This is a genomic window from Xenorhabdus beddingii, assembly GCF_002127545.1.
Classification (GTDB): domain Bacteria; phylum Pseudomonadota; class Gammaproteobacteria; order Enterobacterales; family Enterobacteriaceae; genus Xenorhabdus; species Xenorhabdus beddingii.
Genome location: NZ_MUBK01000019.1, coordinates 48,358 through 70,400, shown reverse-complemented (window position 1 = coordinate 70,400; position 22,043 = coordinate 48,358). Strand labels below are relative to the sequence as shown.

General features: G+C 45.1%; 17 protein-coding genes. 12 read left to right on the top strand and 5 right to left on the bottom strand.

Annotated elements, in window-relative coordinates:
- Window positions 1-2 precede the first annotated feature (2 nt).
- Both Xbed_RS12110 and Xbed_RS12105 read right to left on the bottom strand, forming a co-directional pair.
- Window positions 3-263 (bottom strand): YfhL family 4Fe-4S dicluster ferredoxin, encoded by a 261-nt coding sequence (locus Xbed_RS12110; protein WP_086113179.1) that lies wholly within the window; start codon window positions 261-263, stop codon window positions 3-5.
- A gap of 375 nt (window positions 264-638) precedes the next feature.
- Window positions 639-1,580: an Rpn family recombination-promoting nuclease/putative transposase gene (locus tag Xbed_RS12105; protein WP_086113178.1), complete on the bottom strand. Its 942-nt coding sequence runs from the start codon at window positions 1,578-1,580 to the stop codon at window positions 639-641.
- Between the two features lie 215 nt (window positions 1,581-1,795).
- Between Xbed_RS12105 and Xbed_RS12100 the strand changes: the two genes are divergently transcribed.
- The 4 genes from Xbed_RS12100 to tadA all read left to right on the top strand — a co-directional run bounded on the left by Xbed_RS12100 (window position 1,796) and on the right by tadA (window position 4,757).
- Window positions 1,796-2,440 carry a hypothetical protein gene (locus Xbed_RS12100; protein WP_086113177.1) on the top strand — a complete coding sequence of 215 codons (645 nt, stop codon included), beginning with the start codon at window positions 1,796-1,798 and terminating at the stop codon, window positions 2,438-2,440.
- 179 nt (window positions 2,441-2,619) lie between these two features.
- Complete coding sequence (locus tag Xbed_RS12095; RefSeq protein WP_339373806.1) at window positions 2,620-3,438, top strand: DNA-3-methyladenine glycosylase family protein; 819 nt, start codon at window positions 2,620-2,622, stop codon at window positions 3,436-3,438.
- A gap of 68 nt (window positions 3,439-3,506) precedes the next feature.
- Complete coding sequence (locus tag Xbed_RS12090; protein ID WP_086113175.1) at window positions 3,507-4,157, top strand: HD domain-containing protein; 651 nt, start codon at window positions 3,507-3,509, stop codon at window positions 4,155-4,157.
- An 81-nt stretch (window positions 4,158-4,238) separates the two neighbouring features.
- On the top strand, window positions 4,239-4,757 hold the full coding sequence (gene tadA / locus Xbed_RS12085) for a tRNA adenosine(34) deaminase TadA (protein WP_086113174.1): 519 nt from the start codon (window positions 4,239-4,241) through the stop codon (window positions 4,755-4,757).
- A gap of 14 nt (window positions 4,758-4,771) precedes the next feature.
- Here tadA and mltF read toward each other — a convergent pair whose 3' ends face one another.
- Window positions 4,772-6,241 (bottom strand): membrane-bound lytic murein transglycosylase MltF, encoded by a 1,470-nt coding sequence (gene mltF, locus Xbed_RS12080; RefSeq protein ID WP_086113173.1) that lies wholly within the window; start codon window positions 6,239-6,241, stop codon window positions 4,772-4,774.
- Window positions 6,242-6,507: 266 nt separating this feature from the next.
- Between mltF and purL the strand changes: the two genes are divergently transcribed.
- On the top strand, window positions 6,508-10,395 hold the full coding sequence (purL, locus tag Xbed_RS12075) for a phosphoribosylformylglycinamidine synthase (RefSeq protein WP_086113204.1): 3,888 nt from the start codon (window positions 6,508-6,510) through the stop codon (window positions 10,393-10,395).
- 436 nt (window positions 10,396-10,831) lie between these two features.
- Here purL and cspG read toward each other — a convergent pair whose 3' ends face one another.
- The gene (cspG, locus tag Xbed_RS12070) at window positions 10,832-11,047 is read right to left on the bottom strand and encodes a cold shock protein CspG (protein WP_086113172.1); all 216 of its coding nucleotides are present in this window, start codon (window positions 11,045-11,047) and stop codon (window positions 10,832-10,834) included.
- A 1,001-nt stretch (window positions 11,048-12,048) separates the two neighbouring features.
- Here cspG and Xbed_RS12065 point away from each other — a divergent pair.
- The 5 genes from Xbed_RS12065 (at window position 12,049) to glnB (ending at window position 17,827) form a co-directional block, all read left to right on the top strand.
- Complete coding sequence (locus tag Xbed_RS12065; RefSeq protein WP_139837486.1) at window positions 12,049-13,488, top strand: sensor histidine kinase; 1,440 nt, start codon at window positions 12,049-12,051, stop codon at window positions 13,486-13,488.
- A gap of 32 nt (window positions 13,489-13,520) precedes the next feature.
- Window positions 13,521-14,378, top strand: a complete 858-nt coding sequence (qseG, locus tag Xbed_RS12060) for a two-component system QseEF-associated lipoprotein QseG (RefSeq protein ID WP_139837485.1) — start codon at window positions 13,521-13,523, stop codon at window positions 14,376-14,378.
- A gap of 2 nt (window positions 14,379-14,380) precedes the next feature.
- Window positions 14,381-15,718 carry a two-component system response regulator GlrR gene (gene glrR / locus Xbed_RS12055; protein ID WP_086113169.1) on the top strand — a complete coding sequence of 446 codons (1,338 nt, stop codon included), beginning with the start codon at window positions 14,381-14,383 and terminating at the stop codon, window positions 15,716-15,718.
- Window positions 15,719-15,850: 132 nt separating this feature from the next.
- Window positions 15,851-17,473: an NAD+ synthase gene (locus Xbed_RS12050; protein ID WP_086113168.1), complete on the top strand. Its 1,623-nt coding sequence runs from the start codon at window positions 15,851-15,853 to the stop codon at window positions 17,471-17,473.
- Window positions 17,474-17,488: 15 nt separating this feature from the next.
- Window positions 17,489-17,827, top strand: coding sequence for a nitrogen regulatory protein P-II (gene glnB, locus Xbed_RS12045; RefSeq protein WP_086113167.1), 339 nt, complete (start codon window positions 17,489-17,491; stop codon window positions 17,825-17,827).
- A gap of 86 nt (window positions 17,828-17,913) precedes the next feature.
- Here glnB and hmpA read toward each other — a convergent pair whose 3' ends face one another.
- Complete coding sequence (gene hmpA / locus Xbed_RS12040; protein WP_086113166.1) at window positions 17,914-19,104, bottom strand: NO-inducible flavohemoprotein; 1,191 nt, start codon at window positions 19,102-19,104, stop codon at window positions 17,914-17,916.
- Window positions 19,105-19,453: 349 nt separating this feature from the next.
- On the opposite strand from hmpA, the gene glyA reads away from it, so the two are divergent.
- Together glyA and Xbed_RS12030 are read left to right on the top strand one after the other, a co-directional pair.
- The gene (gene glyA / locus Xbed_RS12035; protein ID WP_086113165.1) at window positions 19,454-20,707 is read left to right on the top strand and encodes a serine hydroxymethyltransferase; all 1,254 of its coding nucleotides are present in this window, start codon (window positions 19,454-19,456) and stop codon (window positions 20,705-20,707) included.
- Window positions 20,708-20,796: 89 nt separating this feature from the next.
- A complete protein-coding gene (locus tag Xbed_RS12030; protein WP_086113164.1) occupies window positions 20,797-22,038 on the top strand; it encodes a 3-phenylpropionate MFS transporter in 1,242 nt (413 codons plus the stop codon).
- Window positions 22,039-22,043 lie beyond the last annotated feature (5 nt).

Genomic DNA, 22,043 nt, shown 5'->3' with positions numbered 1-22,043 from the left:
ATTCAGATTTTATCAGCATGATGCAAGAGCACGAATTTATCCCACAATTGCTCTTCATTTTCCTGATGGTCAGGGTTAAGAATAATGGTATTGGTGATCGGGCAGACAGACTGGCAAGTGGGTTTTTCATAATGCCCGATACACTCAGTACAGCGTTCAGGTTCAATTTCGTAGATCTCTGCACCCATTGTGATGGCCTGATTGGGGCATTCAGGTTCGCACATATCACAATTGATACAGCGTTTGGTAATTAGTAGTGCCATTTCAGTCTCTTGTGAGAATAATATCTTAAAATCAATTGGTTAAAAAACTTTCGCATTCGTTACGTTTAGCGGGTGCTTGTGTTTTTATACAGCATATTCTACGTTAAAAAACGATATTCCATAACATAGGCACTTAATACACCTAAAAAGATAAATATTTAAGCGCCTTGAAGTTGGGAGTCGTGCAAACCTCCTTGCACTGGCTCACACATGAAGACCTGTGTTGTGGCTGCAAAAAGTATATTAAAACATTTGGGGAAGTTACGTCGATCTGTGTATGAAAAGGAAAATTATCTAAGGGTAGATTGATACCCTTTGTTATTCTCTTACCCGCCCGAACAATGGGTAAGAGAACAACAACAAGAAAGGAGGGGGTTATTGCAGGGAGAGAAGTTCTTCACGGCTAAGACCGGTACTTTCCATGATCAATTCAATACTGACACCCTTTTTTAAGAGGGTATGGGCAATATTAATTGATGCTTGTTTCTCACCTTGTTGAATGCCTTGTTGAATGCCCTGCAACATACCTTGCTGAATGCCCTCTTCCCGGCCTTTTTCCTGCAATCGTTGTGCAATACTCATTATCACCTCCTGATGTCTATCTACCTGTTCAATCAGTTGCTGGATCACCTGTTCAAAATGTGGTGAATCCATTGTGATAAACAGGTAGTTAAGAATAGTAACAATATCGTTGTCACTATTATAGTTATGTTTGATGGCATGAGCTAATAGCGTAGTAACCGCTTTAAAACCCTCACGTAAATTCTTATGTTTCATCGCCAACTCCATCACGGCGATTTTGCGATGATTGACTAACTCGTTATCATCAATAACGGTCACATCAACCAGTGGAAACGGATTGAAATACATTTCCTCCGCCAGTTTTGGCCATGAGAAGCAGTGCGTCCAGATCTGCTGGAAAGGGTAAGGGGTTGTATCGCCATGATAAAATAAAACGGGCACAACCAGCGGCAATTCCTTATTTCCCTGTTGCAAATGCTGATTCATCGCCATAAAAGCATAATGCATCATTCGCCATGCCATCATTTTATCCGGTGTAGACTGGTGTTCAACAAGCACATAAATATAACCGTCACCTTGTTGGGTTTTCACCGAATAGAGCACATCAGACATTTTTGAGCGTAACTGACTGTCAATGAATGAAGAGTTAGTCAGCTTCAACGTGTTAAAATCACACAGTTTCTTGATTTTTTCCGGTAGATGAATATCAAAAAAATCACGGGCATTCTCAATCCGGGCCATGAACCCTTTGAATGCAGCATCATGAGGGGTGGGGGTTACCTTTTTATTCTTCATGTTTTTTTATCAAAAATGAATCCCGCACCCAGTGTACAGTACAAGAAAGACTCGCATCAAGTGCAATGGCTTTGCCCGCCATTTTCCACCGCTCCCTAAGTCCCTTATCCTACACAGTGCGGGGAGTAAGGAAGTGTCCTACTCTTTGGAAGGCAAACCAGTGTATTTATCATGGTATATACTTAGGTATGTTCTAAATTATTTAGAGTAATAACATGATTGAATACATCGTAAAATATGGCAATGATATCGTGACGGTTTTGGGATCTATCGGTACTTTTATCGGTGTTATTTTATCGGTATTAAAGAAAGTTTATGCAGATGTCTGTGTTTTAAGAGAACGAAAAGCAATAAAGTATATTAAATATTTGACTCAGTACAATAATTACTTGGATGAAAGTGATAAGGATTATCTTAAATATGCGATTGCCTCGGAGATAATGTTTGATACGACAAAAATTAAATCTGATAGGTTTAGAAAAATATTTATCAAACTAAAACAAGCTGGCTTGAAGGATGAATGTATAGATAGCCTGAAAAGGTTGAAAGCATACGCTGTTTTAAATTCTGGTGTTGTTCAAGTGAGGGTTAAGCATTTTTACTACGTTACTTATTGGTTTGAAAAGATATTTTCTTTGTATTTCTTTGCATTGGCATTTGTTGTATTGATGGTATTTTTATTAAGGTCGGATATTTTCACTAATACGATAGGTGGTGCCTTAGATTTATTTTTGGTTATTTTAAGTATGATGCTGCTTATGGGGATGGGTATTTATCTATTGGTATTGAGCCCGTCAAAATATCAAATTCAAGAACTGAATAATGAATTAAAGCGATATAAAATTGATGAGGTTTTTTAAACTGGATTCATTAAGTTACTATTGTATTGCAACTTATTATAAATTAAAGTCTGTTAGAATGTCCTCTCAATCATGTCTGTCTCTGGAGTTTTTTAATGAAAGCAAGTGGTTTTATGGAGATTATATTACCAAATAATTATCACATCAGGGATTTTCTGGACTTTCATCAAAGGGATGAAATGAAAGTGTCTGAAATCGTGCAACAGAATGAAATTAAAAAAGGCATAATGTGGCACGAAAATCCAGCTCTTCTGACAATAGCCATTGAAAAAAATAAGGCACAAATACAGCTTGATATTGATGATGAGGAAAACTTTTGTTCACACGAAGCGCTATCAGCTCTGGCGCTACACATGCTAGGGTTGAAGCAACCTATTGAAGGATTTGAATCCACATACCAAGATCATCCGGTTATTGGCGAGTTGGTTACCAGACAAACGGGTTTACGTATTTACCAGTCAGCCACACCTTTTGAAGCGCTAAGTTGGGCCATCATCGGCCAGCAAATCAGCTTAAGTGCCGCAATTTCCATTCGCCGGCGTTTTATTCAGGCAATTGGCATCCCGCACTCTTCAGGGTTATTGTGCCATCCGACGGATAAGCAGGTAATTCAGTGTTCGGAGCAGGATCTGCGCCAGTGTGGCTTTTCAGTAGGTAAAGCCAATGCGTTGCTGAAGGTTAGCCAGCTCATTGATTCTGGCGTGTTGAAGCTGAACATCCCAGAGGGAGAAGATGAAGTAAAATCTTTGACGGAGAATTTGCTCGCCATCAAGGGAATCGGTATGTGGACAGTGAATTATGCCTTGCTGCGGGGATTCAGTTACCTGAATGGTTCACTGCATGGTGATGTTGCTGTCAGGCGCAACCTGCAATATTTGCTTAAGCAGGCCGATAAAGTGAGCGCGGGTCAAGCGGAAAAATGGCTGGCGGGCTTCTCTCCCTGGAAGGCGCTGGTAGGCGCGCATTTATGGCGACAACAGTCCAGTAGTGGGTATTGATCATCAATACCATTCTAATCCCGTGTAAGGTGTTTTCCGTAAAGTATCAAGACGAAGAGGTTTTGGTTATGTTATTTGCACCATTTGAAAATTTATCTCAGCAACTTTTACCTGTGGCAATAGAAGGTGATGACGGGGCGCATGATGTCGCACATCTTTATCGGGTATGGAAAAATGCGAAGCAAATCTGTGAAGCGGAATCCGGCAACTTGCGGTTAGTGTTCGCTGCTGTGTTATTACACGATTGCGTCAATGTCGAGAAAAACGCCCCAAACCGACATCTTGCTTCGCGCATGGCGGCAGAAAAAGCGGCATTGATATTGAAAAATCTGGAATGGGAAGAGGAGGACATTACCGCAGTTTGCCATGCGATTGAAACCCATAGTTACTCTGCAGGATTATCTCCCAACACATTGGAAGCCAAAATCGTGCAAGATGCGGATCGGTTAGACTCCATTGGCATGATTGGGGTTGGGCGCTGCTTTTATACCGCAGGTCGTATGGGTTCTTCACTGTATGATTTCCATGACCCTTTGGCAACACAGCGTGAATATGATGATACGGCTTATACTGTCGATCATTTCTATACCAAATTATTGAAAATAGAGACTGGGTTTCAAACGGTATCAGGTAAGAAAATGGCCAGTGAAAGAACAGAACGCATGAAACAGTTTCTGGAAGTCTTTCTTGATGAAATTCACCTTGAGCCGACAAATTGAGATGAATAAACAATATTGATGATGACTCGTTATAATGAGTGGAATTTTTATAAGTAAGATCCATAAGTAAGAGAACATGCAGTGACCGAAATTTATAGTGATGAATATTGGATGCGCCGGGCCATGGAATTGGCGATGCAGGCACAAGAAAAAGGCGAGATCCCTGTGGGGGCGGTATTGGTAGCAGACAATAAAATTATTGCTGAAGGCTTTAATCATCCGATTACCGATCATGATCCTACCGCCCATGCCGAAATCATTGCCTTGCGGCGTGGAGGCATTCAAGTACAGAATTACCGTCTGCTGAATACGACACTGTATGTCACTTTGGAACCCTGTGTCATGTGTGCAGGCGCGATGGTACATAGCCGGATACACCGGTTGGTTTATGGTGCCAGCGATATGAAAACAGGAGCCGCAGGATCATTGATTGATATATTGCGTCACCCAGGCATGAATCATCAGATTGAAATTACTGGCGGAGTATTGGCGGAGGCATGTTCCGCCATGTTGAGTGCGTTTTTTAAACAACGCAGGGAGCAACATAAGGCATTGAAGAAGTTGAAAGCTCAACAGCAGGAAATGCCATCGCCGTTATGATGATTGAAAGCGGGTTATGACTGTTCGGTCTTCTCGGATTGCGCCGGAGTTTTTTCCTCCGGCATTTTTTTAGCAGATTCAGTTTTAACGTCTTCTGCTTTCTCACGGTTAGCTTTTGCCCGCAGATACCCTTCCAGACTTAAGTGGTAACGCCGAATATTTTCCACGTAGCGGTAAGCCTCATAGCCACGGGCATAACCATACGTTGTATTGGTATAGTATTTTTTCTTGCTTAACAGAGGCAGGCGGTTTTTAACATCCAGCCAACTGTCAGGATTACCTTTTTGTGCAGCAGTTAATTTTCTGGCATCAAGGACATGCCCATATCCCATGTTATAAGCCGCGAGAGCGAACCAGATACGCTCATCTTCCGGAATCGTTTTTGGCAAACGATCCATCAGGTAGTGCAGATATTCCATCCCCCCTTTTACGCTCTCTTCCGGGTCCAGCCGATCGTGGATGCCTGCCCACTCTGCTGTCGGGCGAGTGAGCATCATCAGGCCACGGACGCCGGTGGGAGAGGTTGCCTGTGGGTCCCAATGCGATTCCTGCCATGCAATCGATGCCACTAATTTCCAGTCAAGTGAACCTGCATATTTTTCAAAAATGGGCTGATAGGCCGGCAAGATTGTGTTGATGGCACGAATAAATGAGATGGTATCGAAATAGTCGAACGAACTAATATGACTGAAATATTTTTCCTGTAGTCTCGACATAATACCGTTTTCAGCCAACATGCTGAAAAAATCAAGCATGGCTGAGTAGAGACTGTCATCATGACTGCTTTTTAAATACCAAGTCAGGGGACGTTCCTCACTGACATCAAAAGCAACCGCTAAATTGGGATGAATCCGCTGTTGCAGGGCTAAGATGATGGAATCGCTGAGGGTATAATCGATTTTTCCTTCAGATACTTGTTCGAGTAACTGCTGAGTGTTCTCTTGTGACGTCTCTTCCCAGATTAGATCAGGATAAGCATGTTCTTTCCATGTTCTTAGTTCGCTGGCATGGGCTGAACCTGCTGTGACGACCAGTTTGCCTTTTATATCACCAAACGAGCGTGGGCGGGTTGTTCCCTTGCGATAAACCAGTTGTTGCAGGACTAAAGAATAAGCGGGGCCAGTGCGTGTTTGACCCAGCCTCTCTTTATTATAGATAAGACCTGCGGCCAAAAAATCGGCTTTATCATTCTCTAAGTCGTCAAAAAGCTGGTTAATGTTGGCCCGAAATTTAATGACCAGTTTAACACCCAAATAATCAGCGAATCGTTTGGCTAATTCATAGTCGAATCCCGTTGGTTCATTTTTGTCATTAAGAGAAATCAGAGGAGAAGTGATGGCACTCACCCGAAGTTCTCCCCGTGTCAGAATTTTGTTTATCTGCTCCTGCTGTTTATTGGGCCAATTGATGCTCAGGCCAATGATGGCAGCGGAGAGGAGCGCGATAATGACGATAACAAAATAATTTATCTTTATATTACTCAAATAGTTATCTCTCGCCAGTGCGGTTAGGCTCCGTATGAAATGTAAGATAATAGCATGGCTAAATTTCCAGTAATCGAGAATTTTGCGCAACAAAATTGGGATGTGCAACTTTATTAAATCAGTTTATAAATTCTATTGAGTGGATTGTTGGCTCAATAAACAGTCACGCAAACGGTTTCGTCAAAGCAAACATTCCTCTATAATGTCCGGCGTTTCCCCTGAGGCATCAGTCAGGCTTTGCTTCTAAGATGAGAGAACCTATAATGATGGAAATTCTGCGTGGCTCGCCCGCTTTATCAGCGTTTCGTATTACTAAGCTCCTTTCCCAGTGCCAAGATCAGCGTCTTCCTGTAACAGAAATTTATGCAGAATATGTGCATTTCGCAGATGTTAATGCCCCCATCACAGGAGATGAACGGGAAAAATTAAATCGACTATTAAAGTATGGCCCTTCTTTGGCTGAATATGAGCCTAAAGGTCAACTATTGTTAGTCACACCCAGGCCGGGAACCCTATCGCCTTGGTCATCGAAAGCGACAGAGATTGTCCACAATTGTGGGCTGAAGCAAATTGTTCGTTTAGAACGGGGAATTGCCTATTATATTCAGAGTGCGGGCATGAGTGCTGAACAGGAGCAAACATTGTCGGCATTACTGCATGACCGCATGATGGAAAGTGTATTCACGCAGTTTGAACAGGCTGAAGTTCTGTTTGCCCAGCAAAAACCCTCACCATTGAAACACATTGATGTCTTGCAGCAGGGACGGGCAGCACTGGAATCGGCCAATATTGAACTGGGATTGGCCCTGGCTGCGGATGAAATTGACTATCTGGTGAACGCGTTCCAGATGTTGGAGCGTAATCCGACGGATATTGAACTCTATATGTTTGCGCAGGCGAATTCGGAACACTGCCGCCACAAAATCTTCAATGCCGATTGGGTTATTGATGGTCAGGTTCAACCTAAGTCGCTGTTCAAAATGATCAAAAATACATTTGAACAGACACCGGATTATGTGCTCTCGGCTTATAAAGATAACGCTGCGGTGATGGAAGGCTCTCATGTTGGTCGCTTTTTCCCTGATCCGGCAACCGGAGCCTATGATTACCATCAAGAACCCGCCCATATCCTCATGAAAGTTGAAACCCATAACCATCCAACGGCAATTTCGCCTTGGCCGGGAGCGGCAACCGGCTCAGGCGGTGAAATTCGTGATGAAGGGGCAACCGGGCGGGGAGCCAAGCCTAAAGCCGGTCTGGTGGGTTTTTCAGTCTCAAACTTGAGAATTCCCGGCTTTGAACAGCCTTGGGAAGAAGATTTCGGCAAGCCTGAGCGGATTGTCAGTGCGTTGGATATCATGCTGGAAGGCCCATTGGGAGGCGCGGCGTTTAATAATGAGTTCGGGCGCCCGGCGTTGTTGGGGTATTTCAGGACGTATGAAGAAAAAGTGCACTCCCATAATGGCACGGAACTGCGCGGTTATCACAAACCCATCATGCTGGCAGGGGGAATCGGAAATATTCGTGCAGAGCACGTCCAGAAAGGCGAGATCTCAGTGGGTGCAAAACTCATTGTGCTGGGTGGCCCAAGCATGAATATCGGTCTGGGGGGCGGTGCGGCCTCTTCGATGGCGTCTGGTCAATCTGATGCTGACTTAGATTTTGCCTCCGTACAGCGTGACAATGCAGAGATGGAACGCCGTTGTCAGGAAGTCATCGATAGTTGCTGGCAACTGGGAGAGAAAAACCCCGTGCTGTTTATCCACGATGTGGGCGCGGGTGGTTTGTCGAATGCCATGCCTGAATTGGTCAGTGATGGCGGCCGGGGTGGGCGTTTTGAATTGCGTAACATTCTTAATGATGAACCGGGAATGAGCCCATTGCAGTTATGGTGCAATGAATCCCAGGAGCGTTATGTGCTGGCTGTAGCCCCAGAGCAGCTCGCCCAATTTGAAGAAATATGCCGTCGTGAACGCGCCCCTTATGCGGTGATTGGGGAAGCAACGGAAGAACGGCACCTTTTGCTGAATGACAACCATTTCGATAATCAGCCAATCGACATGCCTTTGGATGTGCTGCTCGGTAACACGCCCAAAATGTTAAAAAATGTTCAGGTCTTGGAAGCACAGGGACAACATTTGGATCGCAAAGGAATTGATCTCGCGGAAGCGGTAAAACGTGTCCTGCATTTACCGGCGGTGGCGGAGAAAACATTCCTGATTACGATTGGAGATCGCTCCATCACGGGCATGGTTGCCCGTGATCAAATGGTTGGCCCGTGGCAAATTCCCGTGGCGGACTGCGCAGTGACTACCGCCAGCTTGGATAGCTATTATGGCGAAGCGATGTCAATAGGGGAACGGGCACCGGTTGCCTTACTGGATTTTGCTGCCTCGGCACGTATGGCGGTTGGGGAAGCATTGACTAATATCGCTTCGGCTTATGTGCAAGATCTTAAGCGAGTGAAATTATCGGCGAACTGGATGTCGGCGTCAGGCCATGCGGGTGAAGATGCGGGATTATATGCTGCGGTGAAAGCCGTGGGGGAAGAGTTGTGTCCGGCGTTGGGATTGACCATTCCTGTGGGTAAGGATTCGATGTCAATGAAAACCCGTTGGGATCAAAACGGGGAAGGGCGTGAAATGACTTCACCGCTTTCATTGGTGATCAGTGCCTTTTCCCGCGTGGAAGATGTGCGTCGCACGGTCACTCCAGAGTTAGCGACAGAGGAGGATAACGCCCTCTTGTTGATCGATCTGGGACAAGGGCAGAATGCTTTGGGGGGCACCGCACTCGCCCAGGTTTATCGTCAGCTTGGTGATAAAACTGCCGATGTTCGCAGTGTGGAGCAACTTGCCGGTTTCTTTAATGCGATCCAGCAACTGATTTCAGAACAAAAATTGTTGGCTTATCACGACCGTTCTGATGGTGGACTGCTGGTGACCTTGGCTGAAATGGCCTTTGCGGGGCATTGTGGGCTGCAAGTTGATATCAGTGCATTTGATGAAGACATTTTGGCCGCCCTGTTTAGTGAAGAATTGGGTGCAGTGATACAAATTCGCCAAACTGACAGAGAACAGGTTGAAAATCTGTTGGCGGATTATGGCTTGAATGAATGTGTTCATTATTTGGGTAAAGCTCAGGTCGGTGATGATTTTGTCATTTCCAGTGGCAATATGGAGGTTTATCGTCAAAACCGTAGCATATTGCGCTTATGGTGGGCGGAAACAACGTGGCAGATGCAGCGTTTGCGTGATAACCCGGCATGTGCGGATCAAGAACATCAGGCAAAACAGGATGTGAATGATCCCGGCCTGAATGTGAAATTATCCTTTGATCCCGCAGAAGACATTGCTGCCTGTTACATCTCGAAACAAGTACGCCCACGGGTTGCCGTACTGCGTGAACAGGGGGTCAATTCTCATGTTGAAATGGCGGCGGCATTCCATCGTGCCGGGTTTGAAGCCGTTGATGTTCACATGAGTGACCTGCTGAGTGGACGAATTACGCTGGAGCAATTCCAGACCTTGGTGGCTTGCGGTGGCTTCTCATACGGAGATGTTCTCGGCGCAGGTGAAGGTTGGGCAAAATCCATTCTGTTCAATGCACGGGTACGTGATGATTTTGCGAATTTCTTCGCAAGGCCGGATACGCTGGCACTTGGCGTATGTAACGGATGTCAGATGATGTCTAATTTGCATGAACTGATCCCGGGTACAGAGCATTGGCCGCGTTTTGTCCGTAACCGTTCAGAACGTTATGAAGCGCGTTTTAGCTTAGTGGAAGTCGCGGATAGCCCTTCACTCTTCCTGAAAGAGATGGCAGGTTCCCGCTTACCCATCGCGGTGGCCCACGGTGAAGGTCAGGTGGAGTTCAGAAACAGCCAGAGTTTGCTGGAACTTGAAAAACATCAGCAGGTGGCACTGCGCTTTGTCGATAACTACGGTTCAGCGACAGAAAACTATCCTGCAAATCCAAATGGCTCAGTGAACGGCATTACTTCGGTAACCAGCCTTGATGGACGAGTTACGGTGATGATGCCGCATCCTGAAAGGGTATTCCGCACGGTCAGTCACTCCTGGCATCCTAAAGAGTGGGGAGAAGATAGCCCATGGATGCGAATTTTCCGTAATGCACGCAGACAGTTAGGTTAATTCCTTTCACTCTATTTCCTGTAAACTTTTTTTTGTAAAAAGGCCCTGATAAATTTTCAGGGCCTTTATTTTTTATTTGATGTTTTGAAATAGCATTATGCTAATCACAGAACAAATCGGCTAGAAATGGCACAAAATTTTTTTTGGATATCAGCTAACAAGAAGATAGAAGGCAAGAAGATAGAAGGCAAGAAGATAGGAGACATGGAAGTTAAACTTTCAATGGATCGAACGCTTAAATTCTATTGATAGTGGAATCAAAGAAGTCTGTTTCAGAAAACGGGGATCGTAACATACTGACTTGGGGGGCTAATTCAGAAACCGGTCCGGTCTTATCCATACCGGTAACTGAAAATACCCTGACATCCCGTCAACTCTGTCCACTCAGGCCGGAGGCCGTCTTCGCTATCGCAGAGGAAAGGATTGGAGGGAGCTTTTACGCTGCAGGCACAACGTTTGCTGCTGCTGGGCCTTTGGCACCATCCTCGATGGAGAATTCGACTTTCTGGCCTTCGTACAGAGTACGGTAGTCGTTACTCTGAATAGCGGAGAAGTGTACGAACACGTCTTTGCTTCCATCAGCAGGGGAGATAAAACCAAAACCTTTATCTGCATTAAACCATTTTACTAAACCAGTCATTTTACTAGACATATGATATTTCCTTTGTTTGAGCCTTTTTTAGGCGAATATGGCCTGTTTTACAGAAACTACTTAGCGCTTAAGGGAGAAACTCAAAAAGAAGGGATATCTGGGATAACGCCTGTGGATGAGAACTGCTTTAATAAACTGCTTTGTATGAGGTCTGTCTTTCAAACCGACGGGGCTATTAACGCATGACCTCGAATATTAAGCAAGTTATATTTTTATATATTTTTAGCCATCTGGATGTTTTCAGTCGCTGCACGACATAATATTCAACTAAAACGAGGAATTTTTTTCCATTACCTTGAAGTGATGGGTTCCTGTAATGATGTCTCTATACGACGACAATCGCCTTTTAAGGTGTCTCAAATTGGAGACATTTAATGCTTTGATATTATTATTAAAATATTTATTCTTGGTTAAGTGTCATCAATAGGCGACAATAATACATATTGAGTATCAAAAAATATGGGTAAAGAGAGCCGATGAATTTATTTTTTTATATATTACCAATAAAATCAAATGATTGATAATTGTTTTACAAGTTGGCATGTAATGTGCATAATAATCGGCAGTTGCTCATTCAACTTTTTATGTCGGCCCACAATCAGGTGGAAACATGCCACATAAGCCCAGAATGACGCCGAAGTAAGGTGCCTACCGTCCAACTCAATGATACTCGCTTTCGGGCTTTATCAAACACAGGGCGACACGTGGAGTGAGGCACCACCTACATGCTCATTAGGTAGCATGAGGGATCCTCACTGGCGGGATAGTAAAAAGATTACTATCCCGCCGTCATTATTACAGGCAAGCCCTGTCCATCGTGTTTATGTTTGCATCCACATCGTTCTCAATGACCCATTATTTTTAATTGGTTTCAGTTTTTAATTAATTTCGGTTTTCAACTGGTTTCAGAAAAGAGAAAAAATAGCTTTAGAATCTATCATCAGGCCGATTTCTTCCTCTGCCTTATGTCGGTTAGCATCAATGTCTTTGCAGGTTATGAGATGATTTCTTTAAAAAAATGGCGTTTATTTCCGCGCTCATTGCGCCAATTGGTTGTCATGGCTTTCTGGCTGGTATTGTTGCCATTATTGGTACTGGCCTATCAAGCCTATCAAAGCCTTGACCAGTTGAGTACCCAAGCCGCTGAAATTAGCCGTGCAACGTTGTCGGATGCCCGTCGTAGCGAAGCCATGATTGGTGTTGCCCTTGAGATGGAACGTAGTTACCGCCAATATTGTGTCTTGGGAGACGCCCGGCTGGAAAAGCTCTATCAACGTCAATACCGGCAATATACCCATATGCTCGGTAATCAGATGACAATGTTGGCCAACGCGGAATATACGGAAAAATTTAATAAATTATTGTCAGGGCTGACGACAATTTCCTGTAGTAATGGCGTGCCGAAACCTGCCATATCTAAATTACTTGAAGAATTCTCCACGGCTAATAATCTTTTGGTACAGGAAACCCGGAATATCATTTTCAGCCGGGGTGAACAATTGCAAAAAGATATTGCAGATAAAGGCCAGCTTTTTGGTTGGCAGAGTCTCATTTTATTCTTGTTAAGTGCGTTTTTGGTGGCTCTGTTTACACGTATGATCATTGGGCCGGTGAAACGCATTGAACGGATGATAAATCGGTTGGGGAAAGGGCAATCATTGGAAAATGAGATTGAGTCATTTAAGGGGCCGAGGGAGTTGCGATCGCTGGCACAGCGTATTATCTGGTTAAGTGAACGTTTGTCCTGGCTTGAATCTCAGCGCCACGAGTTTTTACGCCATATTTCCCATGAACTGAAAACACCTTTGGCAAGTATGCGTGAAGGGACAGAGCTGTTGGCGGATGAAATTGCCGGGCCGCTGACCGCAGATCAAAAAGAAGTTGTGAGCATTTTGGATAGCAGTAGTAAACATTTACAGCAGCTTATCGAACAATTGCTCGAATATAACCGAAAATTGGCGGATGGCTCTGCCGAGCATCAAATCGTATTTTTAAAAGACATTGTGGATGGTGTTGTGTTGTCACATCAACTGCCCGCCCGCGCAAAAAATATTAATACGGAAATTCAATTGAATATGGATTATTGTTGGGCAGAACCTAACTTATTGAGGCGGGTGATTGATAATCTCTACTCCAATGCAGTGCACTATGGCGCTGAATCCGGTAACATTTGGATTTCCAGTCGGCAAGCGGGAGGAAATCTTCATATTGACATTGCCAATACAGGAACGCCTATCCCCGAATTAGAAAAAAGCATGATTTTCGAGCCATTTTATCAAGGAAAACTGCAAAGAAAAGGTGCGGTTAAAGGAAGTGGCCTTGGCTTGAGTATCGCGCAAGATTGTATTAAACAAATGGGGGGGAAGCTCCATCTGATAGAATCCGAATTTGCTGACGTATGTTTTCGAATTGAACTGCCATTAACCGCAGAGAATGACTAAATAATATGTATAACAGGTTTACTTACCGCTTTATGACGAAGACGGGACAGCAAGATATTGTGACTCAGCCAATGAAAAAAACGGCTGTTAGGCAGCCCATGCTGGAACGGGTGTCGCCCCTGCGTTTCCGTGCCATGTTGTTATTGTTTATTCCCTATCTACTGACCGGGTGTGCTAAAACCAGCGGAACAGACAATTTGTCAGCAATGGCTCAGTCTATCCTGCCAGAGCACCATGTCACAGATTATCGTTTTAAGGACTGTGATTTAATCTGGGATATGACGAAACCTGCGGCAATAGAAAACGGGCTTTACTGGCTGAGAGTGATTGATTGTGCGGATCGATTTTCCTCAGTTGAAGCCCGCAATATGGCGAACCATTTCAATCCGACTGATTGGCATCAAATGTTCAAACAGAGTATTTTGATAAACAGAGCGACTTCTTCATTGGCAGAACGCCGGAAAATTGTAGAAAATCTTAATCAATATAGTACACAGTTTCCGGTGGCTTTGCGGCCACTGTTCCAATTGTGGCGTGAACAGCAATATTTGAAAATCAGTCTCGCCGAAGAAAGGGTGAAATTCCAGCGGTTCCAGCTTGACAGCGATAATAGAATTGACCGTTTGAGCGAAACACGGATGCGTTTGGAATATGAACTCAATTCAATGACCCGCAAACTAGAAAATCTGACCGATATTGAACGCCAGCTCTCCTCCCGCAAACAAGATCAAAGTAGTATTGCCTCGCCAGGTGGAACAGAACACGTGAATGGCACGGAGGATTCATCCCGTCAATCCAAACTGAAAGATGAATCGGCAACCCGTGCGGAAATGAAAGACCCGAAAACTAAAACGGAAGCTAATCCCCCAGCAGCAAAAGGAGCTGAATAACCATGACAGTGCGCCATCCCGCCCATCTTCTTTTAGTGGATGATGATCCCGGTTTGTTAAAACTATTGGGAATGCGTCTGACCAGCGAAGGGTTTCGTGTCACGACCGCAGAGAGTGGACATGAAGCATTGCGCATACTGGTAAAAGAAAAAGTGGATTTAGTTATCAGTGACTTACGCATGGATGAAATGGATGGCATGGCCTTGTTTGCCGAAATCCAGAAACAGCATCCCGGTATGCCTGTCATTATTCTGACTGCCCACGGTTCTATTCCTGATGCCGTGGCAGCAACCCAGCAAGGCGTCTTTAGCTTCCTGACCAAGCCTGTTGATCGTGATGCACTCTATAAAGCGATTGATGATGCACTGGAACTGTCGACACCCGCCATAGACGGACAATGGAGCGAGAAGATCGTCACTCGCAGCCCTTTGATGCTGCGTCTGTTGGAACAGGCAAAGATGGTGGCCCAATCCGATGTGAGTGTTCTGATTAATGGGCAAAGTGGAACGGGTAAAGAGGTGCTGGCCCAGGCCATTCATCGGGTAAGCCCCAGGGCGAAAAAGCCGTTTATTGCCATTAACTGTGGTGCCTTGCCTGAGCAACTACTGGAATCTGAACTGTTTGGTCATGCCAAAGGCGCATTTACCGGCGCGGTCAGTAGCCGGGAAGGGTTATTTTTGACGGCTCAGGGTGGAACCTTGTTCCTTGATGAGATCGGCGATATGCCGATGGCGCTGCAAGTTAAGCTATTGAGGGTATTGCAGGAACGGAAGATTCGTCCATTGGGGAGTAATCGCGACATAGACATTGATGTCAGAATTATTTCTGCCACCCACCGTGACTTACCAAAAGCCATGCAGCGTAATGAGTTTCGTGAAGACCTCTACTATCGCTTGAACGTTGTTAACCTGAAGATCCCTGCATTGAATGAACGTGCGGAAGATATTCCCCTGTTGGCTAATCATCTGTTGCGGGAGTCGGCCAAGCGCCATAAGCCCTTTGTGCGTAGTTTTTCCACCAATGCCATGAAATGCCTGATGGCGGCAAGCTGGCCGGGTAATGTTCGTCAATTGGTTAACGTCATAGAGCAATGCGTGGCCTTGACCATGGCGCCGGTCATTAGTGATGCCTTGGTGACACAAGCATTGGAGGGAGAAAATACGGCATTGCCGACATTTGTGGAAGCTCGCGGGCAGTTTGAACTGAATTACCTGCGTAAATTACTGCAGATGACCAAAGGTAATGTGACTCATGCTGCTCGCATGGCCGGACGTAACCGGACTGAATTTTATAAGTTGCTGGCGCGCCATGAGCTGGATGCCAACGATTTCAAGGAATAACTTTCCTGCTATTCCAGAACCTTTTAAATTGAATAGAAATTATATAGATTAACTGCCTTTTTTAATGCTGAGTCTAAGTAAGGTCATTAGTAAGGCAAAGAGATGAATCATGGCCTAGGAGAGCCGCATTCTATGAGTCGTACTCTTAATATTGGTCTTGCCCAGTTAAACTGGCTGGTGGGAGATATCGAAGGCAACAGCGAGCGCATGTTGCAGACTGTACAGGAACAGCAGGCAAAAGGCGCTGATCTGGTTATGTTTTCTGAGCTGGCACTGTCTGGCTATTTTCCTGAAGATTTACTGTTTCGCCCTGATTTACATCAACGCTGCCGTGAACAATTGGTACGTTTGCAGGCGGCAAGCGCCCACGTTGGCATTTTGGTAGGGCATCCGTGGCAACAGGATGGGAAGCTCTACAACGCGCTTTCCCTATTCTGGAAAGGCGAAATTGTTGCCCGCTATTTTAAACAGCTATTGCCCAACTATGGCGTCTTTGATGAAGAGCGTTATTTTAATGCGGGTGATCAAAGCTGTGTGATTCCATTCAAGGGGTATAACCTTGGTTTATTGATCTGTGAAGACTTGTGGTTTGATGCACCTATTGATGCCCTGAAACAGGCGGGTGCCGAGATCATCCTGTCGATTAACGCGTCTCCTTACAACCGTGAAAAACCGAATATTCGCAGTACATTAATTAAAACCCATTGTCAGCGTATCCAATTGCCCATCATCTACCTTAATCAGGTTGGTGGGCAAGATCAGCTCATCTTTGATGGTTGTTCAAAAGTCTTTGATGCCAATGGTGAAATGACCCATCGTATGGCCGCTTTTGAGGAACAGGTTGAACAGTGTCGTTTCAACGGCATGGAAATTGAACCGATGGCAAACCCCATTCCTCAATTGCCAACCTTGGCACAAATCTATAAGGCACTGGTTCTTTCTGTACGTGACTATGTGCGGAAAAATGGTTTCAAAGGTGCTTTGCTGGGGTTATCTGGCGGGATTGATTCCGGTCTGACCTTGGCGATTGCCGTGGATGCTTTAGGGAAAGATCATGTGCAGGCAGTCATGATGCCCTTCCGCTATACCTCAGAAATGAGCATCCATGATGCCAGAGAACAGGCGGAATTATTGGGTGTTGAATTTGACGTGGTATCCATCGAACCGATGTTTGATGCTTTTATGGCGCAGCTTGAACCGATGTTCGCCGGGACGGAAAAAGATACAACAGAAGAGAATTTGCAGGCCCGTTGCCGCGCAGTCATTTTGATGGCGATGTCAAACAAGCGCCGCCGTCTGGTGTTGACGACCAGCAACAAGAGTGAATCAGCCGTCGGCTATTCAACCCTGTATGGTGATATGGCCGGGGGTTTCAACGCGTTGAAAGATGTCCCTAAAACGATGGTATTTGCTTTGTCTCAATACCGTAATACCGTCTCTCCGGCCATTCCTCAGCGTGTCATAGATCGTCCGCCTTCTGCGGAGTTGGCGCCTGACCAATTGGATCAGGATAGTTTGCCGCCGTATGACATGCTGGATGCTATTCTTGAGGGATATGTTGAAAAAGATAAATCTGTGGCCGACTTGGTGGCTGAAGGTTTTGACGAAGCCATTGTCCGCAAGGTGATCCGGCTGGTGGACATCAATGAATATAAACGCCGTCAGGCACCTATCGGCCCACGCATTTCACAGCGTGATTTTGGTAAAGACAGGCGTTACCCGATTACTTCTGGTTTCGGGCGTAAGAACTGGTAATGACAGGAAAACTTCATGAAAAAGATTGATGCAATTATCAAACCTTTCAAGCTGGATGATGTGCGTGAAGCTCTGGCTGAAGTGGGTATCACGGGGATGACCGTGACAGAAGTAAAAGGATTTGGTCGCCAGAAAGGACATACTGAACTGTATCGTGGTGCAGAATATATGGTGGATTTTCTGCCAAAGGTCAAAATAGAAATTGTTGTACCGGATGATCTTGTTGATACCTGTGTCGAAACCATCATGCAAATTGCACAAACCGGCAAAATCGGTGATGGCAAAATTTTTGTTTTCGATGTCGCCAGGGTGGTACGTATTCGAACTGGCGAACAGGACGAAGAAGCGATTTAATCGTACAAGACACGCCTTTACTCCCCGCCTGGCGGGGGAGTAAAGGATCATCAGGAATTTCAGTGTCTCACTATGATGCAAAGTCGTTAAATCACTTTATGCGGGCCAAAACATTCATAATGGATATGCTGTTCATCAATACCCATTGCCAGAAGTTGTTTGGCGATATATTGCATGAAAGCCACTGGCCCACAGAAATAAAATTGCATTCCTTCCGCCGTTATCGATTCTTTTACGAGAGAGAGATCCATCAGTCCGGTATGTTGGTAATGTATGCCTTTCTGATCCCTATCCCGGGGTTCACGATACCAAACCTGCGAATATAAATTAGGCATGGATTGGGCAATTTCATCGACCGGATTTGAGAAAGCATGGTAGCCACCATGTTCGGCGGCATGAAGCCAATTTACCGCCCCTGCATGATGCTGATTATGCAGATGTTGCAGCATACTCATCATGGGGGTTAAACCGACACCGGCTGAAATCAGCGTAACCGGTGTATCATGTTGCACATCAAGGAAAAAATCACCGCGTGGCGCTGCCAACATGACGAGATCACCTTCCTGTACTTTATCGTGCATGAAATTGGAAACCTTGCCCTGAGACTCACGCTTAACGGCAATCTGGTAATGGCGTCCGTTGGGGGCTGCGGTCAGAGAATATTGGCGGATCTCACGATTCTCGAACGTGGGATCTTCGATATAGACCCCTAAATATTGCCCCGGCTTGTAATCCATGACTTCGCCACCATCAACCGGGACAAATTCGAAGCTAGTAATCACATCACTTTGTGGCTGTTTGCGGCTAACACGGAATTGACGCAGCCCACGCCAACCTCCTTCCTGAGATTCACCGCGTTGGTAAATTTCCTCTTCCCGGTTGATAAAAACATCCGCCAGTACGTTGTAGGCTTTTCCCCAAGCACTGAGAACTTCATCACCGGGATGAAACATTTCATCAAGGGTCGCCAATAAATGCGTACCCACAATTTGATAATGTTCAGGTTTAATATTCAGGCTTGTATGTTTATGAGCGATTTTTTCTACCGCAGGCAGTAAAGCAGACAGATTATCGATATTGGAAGCATAGGCACAAAGGGCATTGAAGAGCGCTTCACGCTGATCTCCGTTGATCTGATGGCTCATATTAAAAATATCTTTTAATTCAGGGTGATGTTTGAACATACGTTCGTAAAAATGCGCAGTTAGCTTGGGACCCGTAGAAACGATTAACGGAATGGTGGATTTTATGGTCGCGATAACCTGACTATCTAGCATGGGATGCTCCTGAATTTTTCTCAAGTTTATAAGTTGTATTTTAAATGCAACTTATAATGTTTGGGAAGACTTCAAATGGAGAAAAGAGAAATGTCTTGATTTAAATCAAAAATTCAGAATTTGCGCCAATGAAAACTCTGACAGAGATCACAAATATCATTGATAAATCAGAAATGGTTGGCGCTATTGCCCGTTGTTCAGTCCTCAATGCGTGATGGTGATGTGATGCAAACGTTTGCGTAAATTATCTTGTCAAGACTATCTCATTCGATAAAAAGAGTTTACACTGTGTCGCATTCTGGCCCTCAGGGGTATTTTTTAGAGATGTTGGCTGAGTCAGGAGAACCCAATGTTAAAGCGTGAAATGAATATTGCGAATTACGATCCCGAACTGTGGCAAGCGATGGAACAAGAGGTTTGTCGTCAAGAAGAACACATAGAATTGATTGCCTCTGAAAACTATACTAGCCCAAGAGTGATGCAGGCTCAGGGATCTCAGCTCACCAATAAATATGCGGAAGGCTATCCGGGTAAACGTTACTACGGTGGCTGTGAGTATGTTGATGTGGTTGAACAACTTGCGATTGATCGGGCCAAAGAGCTGTTTGGTGCTGATTATGCCAATGTCCAGCCACACTCTGGCTCTCAGGCAAATGCCGCAGTGTACATGACACTGCTGAAACCCGGCGATACGGTTTTAGGGATGAATCTGGCGCACGGTGGTCATCTGACTCATGGTTCCCCAGTTAACTTTTCCGGTAAACTTTATAACATCGTACCTTATGGCATTGATGAAAGCGGTAAAATCGATTACGCCGATATCCGTGCCCAAGCGCAAAAACACCAGCCTAAAATGATCATCGGGGGTTTCTCCGCCTATTCCGGTGTGGTTGATTGGGCGAAGATGCGTGAAATCGCTGATGAAATTGGTGCTTACCTGTTCGTTGATATGGCACACGTCGCGGGTCTGGTTGCTGCCGGCGTTTATCCAAACCCGGTTCCCCATGCCCATGTTGTGACAACCACAACGCACAAAACCCTGGCTGGTCCACGTGGTGGTTTGATTCTGGCGAAGGGCGGTGATGAAGAGCTGTATAAAAAGCTGAACTCTTCTGTTTTCCCGGGATCTCAGGGCGGCCCGCTGATGCACGTTATTGCAGGTAAAGCAGTCGCACTGAAAGAAGCGATGGAGCCTGAATTCAAGACTTATCAGCAGCAAGTCGCTAAAAATGCCAAAGTTATGGTGGCAGAGTTCCTGCAACGTGGTTATAAAGTGGTGTCCGGCGAAACGGAAAATCACCTGTTCCTGCTGGATTTGGTGGATAAAGACATTACCGGTAAAGAGGCTGATGCTGCATTGGGTCGTGCCAATATTACGGTTAACAAAAATAGCGTACCTAACGATCCGCGCAGTCCATTTGTGACTTCCGGCATTCGTATCGGGACGCCTGCCATTACCCGCCGTGGCTTTAAGGAAGCGGAAACCCGCGAACTGGCTGGCTGGATTTGTGATGTGCTGGATAACGTCAATGATGAAGCGACGATTGAAAGTGTTAAGCAGAAAGTATTGGCGATCTGTGCGAAATATCCGGTTTACGCATAATTAAAAATAAAGTGTAATTTACTCATAAGCCCGACTCATGACGTTAGTTTTGAGCGGGTTTTTTGCATTTGAAAAATGGGGGCGTTGGGATGGTTGTTCCATCAACATTTTGGTTGGGGTTAAGTTATTTCACCTATTTTTTCTCTTTTGGCATATTTTTGCCTTTTTGGTCTGTTTGGTTAAAAGGTGAAGGTATTGAGCCTTCAATGATAGGCATCTTGCTGGGGATCGGGCTGGTTTCTCGATTTATCGGCAGTTTAATCATCTCTCCTACGGTAAAAGATCCCGCAAAATTAATTAAGGCGTTACGGCTTCTTTCCCTGCTGGCTTTGCTTTTCTCCGTTGGATTTGTCTGTGGCAGCCATTGGGCGTGGCTTTTTTTAGTCATGATAGGCTTCAATTTATTTTTTTCGCCGTTGGTGCCTTTATCGGATGCTTTGGCGGGAACATGGCAAAAACAGTTTACTTTTGATTATGGCAAAGTCAGGGTTTGGGGATCGGTTGCATTTATTATTAGTTCGTCATTGACCGGCATATTGATGTCTGCCGATGGGATCAATTTTTCAATCAGCGGCTTAGATTTTGACGGGAATATATCATTTGACCGTTTAAACGGCTGGATTGGCCGTGATTTATTTGGAACACACCATATCATTCTGGCTTTTTTAGTGTTCAGTATCACCCTCATGCTATTGGGAATGATGTTGAAACCTTCCATTATGCCGGTAGGTAAAATCAAGGCCGCCAATACGAATGCGGTTTCTTTTAAAGAACTTTTATCCGAAAAGTCAGTGCGACAGTTTTTAGCCTGCGTAACCTTATTGCAGGCCGCCCATGCGGGATACTACAGTTTTGGCTCCATCTATTGGGAGCAGGCAGGTTATTCCTCATCCACCATTGGTTACCTTTGGTCATTAGGAGTGGTGGCGGAAGTGGTGGTCTTTACCTTCAGTAACCGGTTGTTCCGCCGCTGGAGCGCGCGTAATTTGCTGTTGTTATCCGGGATTTGTGGTGTCGTTCGTTGGGGGCTGATGGGAATATCGACCGAATTACCCGTGTTGATTATTATTCAAATCCTGCATTGTGGCACTTTTACGGTTTGTCATTTGGCTGCGATGCGTTTCATTGGTGCAAGAAAGGAAAATGAAATCATTCGCCTGCAAGCGACTTACTCTGCTTTGGCAATGGGAGGCGGTATTGCAGTCATGAGTGTGATGGCGGGTTTCATGTATGAACATATCGGATATGGCATATTTTGGGTGATGGCGTTGGTGGCATTGCCGGCCCTGTTCTTGAGACCAAAAGTTGAAGCCCATGCGATTTCAGGTTAAGTAAA